The organism is Bacillus pacificus (assembly GCF_020861345.1).
In the GTDB taxonomy this organism is placed as follows: Bacteria; Bacillota; Bacilli; order Bacillales; family Bacillaceae_G; genus Bacillus_A; species Bacillus_A pacificus.
The window spans coordinates 4,344,987-4,357,444 of the sequence record NZ_CP086328.1; the positions used below are offsets into that span (position 1 = coordinate 4,344,987).

12 protein-coding genes are annotated in these 12,458 nt (G+C 35.8%); 7 read left to right on the plus strand and 5 right to left on the minus strand.

Annotation, left to right across the window (positions count from 1 at the left end):
• The first annotated feature begins 3 nt into the window (after window positions 1–3).
• From qoxC to LMD38_RS22570, 5 genes are all read left to right on the plus strand, one after another.
• A complete protein-coding gene (gene qoxC, locus LMD38_RS22550) occupies window positions 4–606 on the plus strand; it encodes a cytochrome aa3 quinol oxidase subunit III (protein ID WP_000729317.1) in 603 nt (200 codons plus the stop codon).
• Window positions 607–918, plus strand: coding sequence for a cytochrome aa3 quinol oxidase subunit IV (qoxD, locus tag LMD38_RS22555; RefSeq protein WP_000531385.1), 312 nt, complete (start codon window positions 607–609; stop codon window positions 916–918).
• 221 nt (window positions 919–1,139) lie between these two features.
• The gene (locus tag LMD38_RS22560; protein WP_062821499.1) at window positions 1,140–2,969 is read left to right on the plus strand and encodes a monovalent cation:proton antiporter family protein; all 1,830 of its coding nucleotides are present in this window, start codon (window positions 1,140–1,142) and stop codon (window positions 2,967–2,969) included.
• A gap of 53 nt (window positions 2,970–3,022) precedes the next feature.
• Entirely contained in the window at window positions 3,023–3,280 is a 258-nt protein-coding gene (locus LMD38_RS22565; protein ID WP_003296716.1) for a DUF4022 family protein, read from the plus strand.
• A gap of 14 nt (window positions 3,281–3,294) precedes the next feature.
• A complete protein-coding gene (locus LMD38_RS22570) occupies window positions 3,295–3,732 on the plus strand; it encodes a GNAT family N-acetyltransferase (protein WP_062821498.1) in 438 nt (145 codons plus the stop codon).
• 39 nt (window positions 3,733–3,771) lie between these two features.
• Here the strand turns inward: LMD38_RS22570 and LMD38_RS22575 are convergent, their stop codons facing one another.
• The 3 genes from LMD38_RS22575 to LMD38_RS22585 all read right to left on the minus strand — a co-directional run bounded on the left by LMD38_RS22575 (window position 3,772) and on the right by LMD38_RS22585 (window position 5,835).
• Window positions 3,772–4,200, minus strand: a complete 429-nt coding sequence (locus LMD38_RS22575) for a hypothetical protein (RefSeq protein WP_062821497.1) — start codon at window positions 4,198–4,200, stop codon at window positions 3,772–3,774.
• Window positions 4,201–4,204: 4 nt separating this feature from the next.
• Complete coding sequence (locus LMD38_RS22580; RefSeq protein WP_000301182.1) at window positions 4,205–4,405, minus strand: helix-turn-helix transcriptional regulator; 201 nt, start codon at window positions 4,403–4,405, stop codon at window positions 4,205–4,207.
• A 137-nt stretch (window positions 4,406–4,542) separates the two neighbouring features.
• Entirely contained in the window at window positions 4,543–5,835 is a 1,293-nt protein-coding gene (locus LMD38_RS22585) for an NCS2 family permease (protein ID WP_062821496.1), read from the minus strand.
• 280 nt (window positions 5,836–6,115) lie between these two features.
• Here LMD38_RS22585 and LMD38_RS22590 point away from each other — a divergent pair, with 280 nt between their 5' ends.
• Together LMD38_RS22590 and LMD38_RS22595 are read left to right on the plus strand one after the other, a co-directional pair.
• Entirely contained in the window at window positions 6,116–7,507 is a 1,392-nt protein-coding gene (locus LMD38_RS22590) for an amino acid permease (protein ID WP_001164906.1), read from the plus strand.
• A 181-nt stretch (window positions 7,508–7,688) separates the two neighbouring features.
• Complete coding sequence (locus tag LMD38_RS22595) at window positions 7,689–9,236, plus strand: DNA-binding protein (RefSeq protein ID WP_016716479.1); 1,548 nt, start codon at window positions 7,689–7,691, stop codon at window positions 9,234–9,236.
• Between the two features lie 35 nt (window positions 9,237–9,271).
• On the opposite strand, the gene LMD38_RS22600 is transcribed toward LMD38_RS22595, so the two are convergent.
• The gene (locus LMD38_RS22600) at window positions 9,272–10,993 is read right to left on the minus strand and encodes a DUF2339 domain-containing protein (protein ID WP_016716478.1); all 1,722 of its coding nucleotides are present in this window, start codon (window positions 10,991–10,993) and stop codon (window positions 9,272–9,274) included.
• 135 nt (window positions 10,994–11,128) lie between these two features.
• Window positions 11,129–12,430, minus strand: coding sequence for a branched-chain amino acid transport system II carrier protein BrnQ1 (brnQ1, locus tag LMD38_RS22605; RefSeq protein ID WP_016716477.1), 1,302 nt, complete (start codon window positions 12,428–12,430; stop codon window positions 11,129–11,131).
• Between the last annotated feature and the right edge of the window lie 28 nt (window positions 12,431–12,458).

Genomic DNA, 12,458 nt, shown 5'->3' on the forward strand with positions numbered 1-12,458 from the left:
GATATGGCGGCTTTAGATAAAAGCTTACCCTTGGAATATCAATCCGAACAAAGCAGATTGAATATCCTAGGATTCTGGATTTTTCTTGGGGCTGAAATTATGCTGTTCGCAACACTTTTCGCCTCTTATCTAGTACTTGCTGGTCGTACGGCAGATGGCCCAACACCAGCACAACTGTTTGAACTTAAAACGCTTTTAATTCAAACATTACTACTTTTAACAAGTAGTTTCACATGTGGTATCGTGATTCACGAAATGCGTAAGCACAACCAAAAAGCAATGCTTGGATGGTTCGTCCTTACATTACTTTTAGGTGCAGGCTTCCTATTCTTCGAAATTGAAGAGTTCATTATGTATATTGGTGAAGGCGCAACAATTCAAACAAGTGCTTTCCTATCTGGATTCTTCGTTCTTCTTGGAACACACGGAGCCCACGTAACAGGCGGTATCATTTGGGCAATTTGTGTTATTATCCAAATTTTAAAACGAGGTTTAACACCAGTTACAGCTCGTAAAGTATTCATTATCAGCTTATACTGGCATTTCCTTGATCTAGTTTGGGTCTTTATTTACACACTAGTTTACTTGAACGGGATGGTGGCGTAAATGGGTCAAAATAACAACCAAGCAAACGGGCATGCGCATAGCGGATTCCCTTGGTCACACGTTTTCGGATTTATTTTATCGCTTGCACTAACGTTTCTAGCTTTATACGTGGCACTTTACACAACCCTGCCACTATCAACGATCTTAACTACCATTATCATAATGGCTGTTGCGCAAGCGTTGTTACAATTAATTATGTTCATGCATTTAAAAGAAGGAGAAGGAAGGGTTCAAATTCTTACTATGATCTACAGTTTCTTCGTTGCAACTGCAACAGTTGGTTTAACTGTATGGATCTTCTTCTCAATGTAATGTACATGAAAAGGACTGCTGAGATTGCTCAGCAGTCCTTTTTTTATTCCCTCCCCTATTACATCCACATTACGGAATTAACAACAGAATCATGAAAAATATACTTATTATGACAAATGTTAAGAAAACTCTTTCTTTATGAAATCGAATCCATATGCGTTGCTTTTCTACCTATTATATGGCTAAATAGGTACTATATTTATTTGAAGGGAGAGAACGCAATGGAACATCACACTTCTGTTCTATCACTTATGGTTGTCGTTGCAATCGCGTTTTTCGTTCCCCTTTTGTTACAACGCTTTAAATTAAAAGCACTTCCTGTCGTTGTTGCAGAAATCATCGCAGGAATCTTTGTAGGTAAAAGTGGGTTTAATATTATTGAGCCAGATATGTGGCTTCAAGTCTTATCGACACTAGGATTTATCTTTCTTATGTTTTTAAGCGGTTTAGAAATTGATTTTTCTATCTTTAAACAAAAAGGGAAAAAGAACACAACAAACGAACCAAACACATTCCAAGCAGCAAGCATTATCTTCTTCTTTATTTTCATCTTATCTTATGCCCTATCACTACTATTCGTATGGCTAGGATTTGTAGATAATGCAATGTTTATGACTTTAATCATTTCAACAATCTCTTTAGGTGTTGTCGTACCAACATTAAAAGAGAATAACTTAGGAAAAACAGCAATTGGGCAAATCATTTTATTAGTCGCTGTTATTGCGGATTTAGTTACAATGATTTTACTCGCTGTATTCGTCGGATTAAATTCCGAGAGCGGCCAAAGCATGTGGCTCCTTCTTCTTCTATTCGGCGCTGGTATTGTTATTTACTTCGTTGCAAAACGTTTTAAAAACATTCCATACTTGGATAGCTTAAAAGCTGGAAGTGTACAAATTGATACACGAGCTGTTTTTGCACTCATCTTAATATTAGTTGGGTTATCTGAATCCGTTGGAGCTGAAAATATTTTAGGTGCCTTCTTAGCAGGTGTACTCGTATCATTATTATCACCAAATGAAGATATGGTTGAAAAACTGGATTCTATCGGATACGGTTTCTTCATTCCTATTTTCTTCGTAATGGTTGGTGTAAATTTAGAGGTTTGGTCTATTTTTAAAGAGCCTTCTAGTATGCTCATGATTCCAATTCTAATTGTAGGACTCTTTATCTCAAAACTGTTACCATCCCTCGTTTTACGAAAATGGTATCCACGTAATATCGTACTGGGGAGTGCCATCTTATTAACATCAACACTTTCTTTAGTTATTGCAGCTGCACAAATTGGTGAAAAGTTAGGGATCATCAGTCCAAGTTTATCTGCTTCCCTTATTTTAAGCGCAGTTATTACTTGTATTTTTGCGCCTATATTATTTAAAAAGATGTTCCCAAAAGTGGAAACACCAAAACCAAAAGTTTCTATTATTGGTGCGAGCAGAATTACCCTTCCGTTATCACTTGATTTAAAACGAGAAGATTATGACGTAACACTATATATGATGCGTCAAAACAAAATAAATGATCAGGAAGCGAAATCACATGACTTCCCTATCGTGAAATTAGATGACATCACAATTGCATCGTTAACTGAACAAACAGCCTTTCATGCAGACCGAGTTGTTGTTGCAACAAGTGATGATGAGCAAAACTTATTATTAGCAGAACACGCAAAAGAACTAGGTGTTGAACATGTTATTGCAAGTGTAGAAGATCCACTTCTACAAGAAAAAGCAACGCAAGAACATATCGCTGTCTTCTCAACAATTAACTCTACACGTATTCTATTACGTGCGCTAATTGATAAGCCGAGTCTCGTTCGCTTAATTACAACAGCAAACGAAACAGTCCGTGAAGTTGAACTACGGAGCAATAAATATAATGGTGTTGCACTTCGTCGCCTTCCGTTTTTAGGTGATGTACTAGTCATTCAAATTTATCGTGGGAATAAAGCATTAATCCCACATGGTGATACAAGACTACAACACGGTGATACATTACTTGTAACAGGCTCAAAAGAACATATCGATACACTAAAAAGCATATTAGAATAGAAAAATGCCCCTCACATAATTGAGGGGCATTTTTTTCCATTTCATATGGTAAAATGTTACTATCACATATTATGAGGATGGATTACATTATGTCTATTATAACTTTAGCTCTCTTATTATTAGCCGAAATACTCGTGGCCATTATTCTCATCGGTGTTAGCATTGAAATTTGTAGTTACGGATGGAAAAAGTCGAATGGAATAAAATACTCTTGCCTCTTACTTTCACTCCTTCTCGGAACCGCTAGCATACTCGGACTTTTCGCCGCACCTGCCTATTTCTTTATACAATTAACAGAAAAAGCGTTATAAGAAAGGATGTTACTATGCTTACCGTGAAAAATATTGATGGATCTGAAACTTACGTATTACGTCAAAAAATTTTGCGCCCGAGTCAAACATTAGCAGATTGTAAATACCCTTCCGACTATGAAACAGACAGCTTTCACCTAGGGGCATTTATAAATGATAAACTAATTAGTATCGCTTCCTTCTCAAAAGAAATATATCCTGACCTACCTACAGGTATTCATTATCGTCTACGAGGAATGGCCACATTACCTGAATTTCGAAACAACCACGCTGGAAGCTCCTTAATTCAGAAAGCAGAACAAATCTTACAAGAGCGTCAAGCAAATATATTATGGTGTAATGGCCGAATTACTGTGTCTGACTATTACAAGCGCTTAGGCTTCCAAGAACATGGTGAAATCTTTGAAATTGAACCAATTGGCCTTCATAAAGTACTGTATAAAAGAATATAAAAAAAGCTTTCCGCAATACGGGAAAGCTTTTCTTATATTTCAATCTTCACTTTTTATTTTTTTCATATATATGTATATAAACAGACTAGGAACTAAAAAACAAACTAACATAATAAGTCCTGTCAAACTGATTTCCTTTATCGAAATATCTAGCGTTACAACGATACAAATAGCTAAAATACCAATAACAATACCTACAGGAATGAATAATAGCTTCATAAGATAACTGCGTGATACTCCGCCCGTATGCTCATACACTTCCACTGAATTTTTCAAGTTTAAAAAATTAATAACTACTATCCCGACCATAAATACCATTAATAAATCCGAAACACTTTCATATCCTGCATCTTGCAAAACGTAGCGATAAAAAACAATACCTAGTATGACAATATTTTGTAAGATGAAAACGAGTCTAATATGTTTTAGCCCCTCAATCATTAAGCGTTCATCTTTCACGATTCTCATCCCCTCACTCCTTTTCCTCCCAAAATAAATCATTCAAAGTTTTATCTACTGCATAACAAATTTTCAAACATAAATCTAAAGATGGGTTGTATTTCCCCTTCTCAATTAAACTAATCGTTTGCCTTGTAACGCCTACTTTTTCTGCTAATTGTTGCTGTGTTAAATCTAACTGAACACGCGCGACTTTTATTTTACTTACAGCCATTCATGTTCCCCCTCCATCTGTATTGTAACATATATATTCCATTAAGTAATTTATATTTTGCGTGACTGATTATAGTTTCACTTTATTATACACAAAAAAGGGGCCTCTCATAAGAAGTCCCCTCTCCTATATCTATATTATAAGAATAAATGACATCCAAATAAAATTGTAAATAAGTAGAGTAGCGGATGTACTTCCATCCCTTTCCCCTTCACAATTTTTAAGACTGGATACACTAGAAATCCAATTGCAATTCCATTCGCAATACTAGACGTTAACGGAATACCAACGAAAATTAAAAATGCTGGTAACGCATCATCAAATTCATTCCAATTAATATCACGAAGACTTTGCGCCATTAAACTACCTACAATAATTAATGAAGGAGCTGTAATAGCGGCTACGCTTGATAAAGAAGCAATAACAGGGCTGAAGAATGCCGTTATAATCGTTAGGCCGACTACTACAATACCTGTTAATCCCGTTTTACCACCTGCAGCAATACCAGCTGACGATTCAATCGTCGCTGCTGTTGGGCTTGTCCCAAAGATAGAGCCTGTAGTACCGCCAATTGCATCCGCAATAAATGCTTTACCAAAACGTTTCTCTGTATTATCTGTAATTAAACCTGCTTGTTTAATTAAACCGAGTAATGCTCCTGTTGTATCAAATAACAGTACAAGTAAAAATGAAAATACAACGCCATATAATCCGTATTCAATTACATCTGAAAAGGCGTTGATTGGATTTGAAACGATAATCCCCTCTGGTAAATGAGGCATCGCAACAATTTTATCCGTAAACTTCAGCTGTCCTGTAAAGAAGGCGATAATTCCTGTCACAATCATACTAATAAATAATGCACCGCTCACACGCAATGTCATTAATACCGCCGCTAAAATCAAACCAACTAAAGTTAAAATAACGGCTGGAGAATGGAAATCACCAATCGTAACTAAGTTAGATGGATGATCAACGATAATTCCAGATAGACGTAATCCAATGAAAGCAATAAATAACCCAATTCCACCTGCAATTGCATGTTTTAAACTATCAGGAATTGCGACAATAAGCTTTTGCCTAAATGAAGTGAAAGATAATAAAAGAAAAATGATACCTGTTACAAATACTGCTGAAAACGCAATGACATATGTAATCCCCTCTGCCTGTTGAACGACAGAATAAGCAAAATACGCATTCATTCCCATAGCTGGAGCAATAACAATTGGATAGTTAGCTAAAAACGCCATACATAGCGTCCCTACAACAGTCGCAATAATCGTTGCCGTAAAAGCTTGATCAAATGGTACACCTGCATCAGATAATATTTTCGGATTGATGACAAGAATATACGCAAATGTAAAAAAAGTTGTGATGCCAGCTAAAAGCTCTTGCTTCACAGAAGTGTTATATTTTTGTAATTGAAACATGGTTATGTACCCTTCCTACATCTGAATTATTATCACACATTCTTTTCTTACTAGTATGTAAGAAAATATAATACTTAATCTTAACAATCAATAAAAAGAAGAGTCAATATATTCGCTAATAGTTCGAATTTTAAGTTTAAGTCTGACAAGCGCAGATGTAGTACAGTTAATAATGATTATTTTTGTAGCATAACAGATGGAAATGTTTTATAATTTGAAATAGTTAAATATTTAGTAAGCACATTCAAATATCGTTCACTCTACAAGGGGGATTCTTCTTATGCAGCACACAAACAAATCTGGAACTTTAAACCGCGGTTTAAAAGAACGACATATTACTTTAATGTCACTCGGTTCAGCTATTGGCGTTGGACTATTTTTAGGATCTGCTTCTGCTATTAAACTAGCTGGCCCTTCTATTTTACTAGGCTATATGATTGCTGGACTCGTTATTTTTTTCATTATGCGAGCACTCGGAGAAATGGCAATTGAACAACCTGTTGCTGGCTCTTTTAGTAAATATGCATATGATTATCTTGGACCACTAGCTGGCTATATTACTGGTTGGAACTACTGGTTCTTATGGGTTGTTACTTGCATGGCTGAAATTACGGCTGCTGGCATTTACATGCAGTACTGGTTCCCAGATATTCCGCGCTGGACTTGGGCTTTACTCGCTCTATTATTAATGAGTGCTTTCAACTTTTTATCTGTAAAAGTATTTGGAGAACTTGAATTTTGGTTTGCTCTCATTAAAATTGTCACAATTATCTGTATGATAGTAGTTGGGGCTGGTATTATTTTATTTGGCTTCGGAAACGGTGGTATCGCTACTGGCATTTCAAACCTTTGGTCACATGGTGGCTGGTTCCCAAATGGTTTTTCTGGGTTACTCCTCTCCATGCAAATGGTGCTATTCGCTTATTTAGGCGTTGAATTAATCGGCGTTACAGCGGGTGAAGCGCAAAACCCGAAAAAAACACTCGCAAAAGCAATCGATAACGTATTTTGGAGAATATTACTGTTCTACGTTGGGGCTCTATTCGTTATGATGGCAATTTATCCATGGAACGAACTTGGTGAGAAAGGAAGTCCATTTGTATTAACATTCCAGCAAATCGGTATCGCAAAAGCAGCAGGAATTATTAACTTTGTCGTATTAACAGCAGCTCTTTCTTCTTGTAATGGTGGTTTATTTAGTACAGGCCGCATGCTGTATACATTAGCTCAGCAGAAAAAAGCTCCTGAAAGATTCGGTCGTTTAAATAAAAATGGCATTCCAAGTCAAGGAATTGTAGCAACAGCAATCGTTTTACTCGTTGGTGTTATATTAAACTATCTTGTGCCCGCAAAAGTATTTACATGGCTCACTAGTATTTCAACTTTCGGGGCAATTTGGACTTGGGGTATTATATTAGTCGCTCAAATTAAGTTCCGTAAAAGTTTGCCGACGCAAAACAAACAAAAGTTATCGTATAAAATGCCTTTATACCCATTAAGTTCATATTTCTCACTTGCTTTCCTTGCACTCGTATTATGTATAATGGCGTATTCAGAAGATACAAGGATTGCATTAATTGTTGGACCAATTTGGCTTATCGGTTTAGCTGTCGTGTATTACATGAAAGGTTTTCATAAAATTGATGAAACACCTAATTCAAAAATTAGTTAAGCAAAACATCCCTTCCTTATTACTTGGAAGGGATGTTTTTAAATCTCTATAAATATTTCTCAACAAATTTCACGGTATTTTTACAAATTTTTAATATTTTTTATGTTTTCCGTCTTTATTTTTACAGAAAAATAAATTACATTATTAAAGCACATATATTTATTATTAGGGGGATTCTTCTATGAAGAATAAAAAATGGATTACATTTTCTTTAGCAACAGCAATTACACTAAGTATAGGGACTTCGTTCATACCGTCTACTTATGCAGAAAGCTCTGTAGACCCAGCTCCTGAAATTGCTGCAAAAGTTGTAAATCAAAACAATGGGAAAAAAGTATTATTCGATAATACACACGGTCAAACTGCCGGGACTGCTGACTGGGTTATTGATGGTGGCTTTTCTGATTTCGGAAACGGCATTGCCCAAAACGGCTATCATGTAAAAGAACTTCGTAAATCAACACCGATTACATACGAAGATTTAAAAGACTACAATGTGTTTATCGTTCCAGAAGCAAATATTCCTTACAAAAAATCTGAACAAGATGCTATGTTACAATACGTGAAAAATGGCGGTAGTATCTTCTTCATTGCCGATCATTATAATGCAGATCGTAATAAAAATCGTTGGGACTCTTCTGAAGTATTTAACGGATATAGACGCGGTGCTTGGGATAATCCAGCAAAAGGAATGTCTAACGAAGAAGCCAATTCACAAGCTATGCAAGGAGTAGAAAGCTCTGATTGGCTATCTGACAACTTCGGTATTCGCTTCCGCTATAATGCAATCGGTGATGTTTCCGCTAAAAATATTGTATCACCTGAACAATCATTCGGAATTACAGAAGGGGTTTCATCTGTAGCAATGCATGCTGGTTCTACTTTAGCAATTACAAATCCAAAACTAGCAAAAGGACTTGTTTATCTTCCAGAGAATCCGTCAAAATGGAATAACGCTGTCGATAGCGGTGTATATAACGGCGGTGGTGTTGCAGAAGGTCCTTATGCTGCGATCGCAAAAGTAGGACTTGGAAAAGCTGCCTTTATTGGAGACTCTTCTCCTGTTGAAGATGCTACGCCAAAATACGTTCGTGAAGACTCTGGTCAAACAAAGAAAACTTACGATGGATATAAAGAAGAAAACGATGCTATCTTACTAGAAAATATCGTAAATTGGCTATCGAATAAAGAAACATTTACAAGTTTAGATCAAGTAAATGGTTTACAACTTGATTTACCTACCACTTTACAAACATTTGAACAACCAAGCTTATCAACTGAGCCACAACCTGAACCTTGGAGTGCGCCAAATGCAGGTTATCAATGGTTTAATACAAATACTTTTAAACCTGGTTCATATGGCTATAACGGTGCAGTAACAGCAAATGACTACGTAGTTACACACCCTAGCACTCTACCAAACAATGAAGTGTTCCAAATCAAAATTCAAGTAAATAACTTATTACCAAATACAACATACACTAATTACTCTTTAGGTATATTCACTACTGGTGGTACACAAGTAGCAAAAGTTCAAAATACAAACGGCACTTGGCCATCTACTTTCGGATATAGTAGTGCATTTTCTTTCACAACAAACAGCTTAGGTTCTGCTGAAAAAATTGTGAACGTACAAATCGATCCAAATACGACTGGACAAGCAACACTTCGTTTACGCCAAAATACAACAGCGAAATATAATGAAGCTGTAACGATTAATAAGAAATAATGAAAAAGGCAATCCAGATATGGATTGCCTTCTTCTCACTTCTCTTCTTTTGAGAAAAACATTCTTGAAATAACGATACCTATACTACCTACTATTAAAAATAACACTGCCCTAATCATCATTGAAACTTCTGGTAAGTCTAGAAGAAATAGCTTTCCTATCGTTACGACTAACACGACTAAGCCTGCATACAATATTTCATTCATATTTTTATTCCGTCCAAACCAAACTGCAAATAATGCATATACCATCCATAATAACGATACAGATATGCTTATTATGCTTCCATCTGTGGACAAAACTTCACCGATTCTAGTAATTGTAATAAATACAATCACCATAAACCAATAGAGTGCTATAGAATACACATACTTGCCAAAGCTTGCTAATACTTCTTTTGCTTGTCTCATGCAATAATAGAACGTTCCTATTAAAATAAGATGAGCAACAAAGCCTGCCGAAATAAATTGATCAAACGGGCTAAAAATAGTCTGTATCATTCCAATTGCGTAAACCGTCGCACTAACATACAATTTTATCTGTTGTTTTCCTTTAATAGAAGTAAACATACCAAGGAAACCTTGTAATAATAGTACAATCGCTGCATTCACTAAACTATACTCATATAAAATCGCTAAACTAAATGCTCCCATTGCGAAACCAAATAAAAGATTTGTAAATGTAGAATGTCTATTCTTCCTATATTCAAACACAAACATAATAGCGTGCACGAGTGCACTTATCATTAATCCCCATGTTGTAAATTCAGGTATTTTTGAAATGGCTAATATAAAGAAGACTGCATTCGCACTAAATATCGCCAAGCGTGGCTCTACTATAAAACTTCTCTCCGTAAACATATGCCAAAATAATAGTAAGTGAATTAAACCATAAACTACTGTTAACTGGACTTGCAAATCCTCTACTAACATTGACATAACAGCAAAGAAGACAAAAAGAACAATAGCAGCAACAACATAAGAAATCATATATAAATACTGATAACGATTTTTCAACGCATACCATAATAAGCTGAGCGTTAGTATCATCTCATATCCAAAGAAAATATACGGATTAGGAGTTGTACTATTTAATAAGAACGGCACGAAGAAAGCTCCTACCGCTACGAATATAGTAAGATATTCCGATTGATATCTCTTCGCTATATAAATACCTAAAATGACCCATGCGATATTACATAGAAACGCGACACTCGCCGGAATAAATCCATATAAATAATGTGCCGCAAATGTCGTTAAAACTATACCCGTAATACTTCCTCCTGCTAGTACTAACCCTAACGCTTGCCGCTCGCGTTTAATTTGAATATCCCCTATATAATAAAAACCGATTGATAGGAAAATACCAAACACAATTCGTATTGCTGGTGTTAATAATCCCGCATCTACCCCTGCTTTAAATAACCAAATTACTCCAAGCAACATAATACCGACAAATATGCGTGGTAACCACGTTTGGCAAAACTTAATAATATTAAATGGTTCCGGCTTAAAAGCAGATATATCCACTTGTTTTACCTCACGTTCTTGCACAGGCTCTTTTATTGTAGCTACTTCTACTTTTTGTTTTTCCTCCATCACCGTTTCAATATATTCTTTCTTTTCCTTACTAACATGTTGCTGAGCATTTTCTACTTCTATTTCTCTTTGTTTTGCTTTCAATTCAAAAAGTGCTTCTTGAATCGTTTCAATTGCCGTTTCGAGTGCTTCTATTTTCTTATTCAAATCCTCCTTCATACGCTCCCCCCTCATCATCCGTTCAAAACCTATATATTACCAATTACTTCTATCATACTCTTAGTCTATTCATTTTCAATACTATTTTTCCCAAAAAAGAAAGGTGTTTTCCGAAATCGGAAAACACCTTTTTACTCATTTCTTCTTATTTAAAACACTACTCACGATAACACCAATACAAGCACCTATAATAGCTGGAATGATCCACCCAACACCTTCTATATAAAACGGAATGTATTTCAATACTGATGTCCACTGATTCATCATCACATTTTTATTGAAAATATCGATCGCACTAAATACTGCTACAATCACAATTGTAACTGGATATATGCATACATACTTTCCAATATACTTATGGAATAGCCCTAAAATAATAAGCGTCAATGCAACTGGATAAATAAATCCAAGAATTGGTACTGATACTTTTAAAATTTGTGTTAATCCTAAATTAGCTAAAATCATACTAACAAAACTTAAGATAAATGCCCACACTTTATACGCTACTTTTGGAAATGCACTTGCGAAAAATTGACTACAAGATGTAACAAGTCCGATTGAAACACATAAGCACGCAATCGTAAAAATAAGTCCTAATAAAACGACTCCGCCTTGTCCAAATAATGTAGTCATCACTTGTGCTAACACTTGCGCGCCATTATCAAATATCCCCAATGACCCACTCATTGAACCGACATATCCAAGTATGACATAAATAATAGATAGTAATAGTCCTGCACCAATTCCAGCAATACTCATATATTTCGCTAAACCTTTATCATCTTCAATACCTTTTGCACGAAGAGCATTTGCAATCACAATCCCAAAAATTAAAGCTGCTAATGCATCCATCGTTAAATATCCATCTAAAAACCCTTGGAACATAGGCGCTTGTCCATAATTTCCAGCAGCCTCTTTCACACTACCTACTGATGTAAACATGCTTTTTATAAAGATAAGAGCAATCATACCTAATAATAACGGTGTTAAAACTTTTCCGAACAACCCCATTAATTTAGACGGGGATAAACTTAACCAGTACACAATACTAAAGAAAATAACTGTGTAACATAATAAGATTACGCTACCTGCTTCCGGGAATAACTGACCCGGTCCCATCTCAAAAGCGAGACTTCCTGCACGCGGAATGCCAAGGCCTGGTCCAATAAATACATACACGATACATGGAAAAATAATGGCGAATGAAGAATGAACTCTACCCGCTAGCGTTTGAAAACTTCCTGCTTTCGCAATCGCAATAACTCCCAATATAGGAAGACCTGTTGCTGATATAATAAACCCTACTAATGAAATCCACACATGTTCTCCTGCTTCATACCCAAGGAAAGGTGGGAATATAAGATTCCCCGCTCCAAAGAACATCGAGAATAACATAAGACTAATAAGTAAAATTTCTTTTTTCTGTAACAATTTCATTTCTTTCTCCTTCTTTAATTTCATCTTT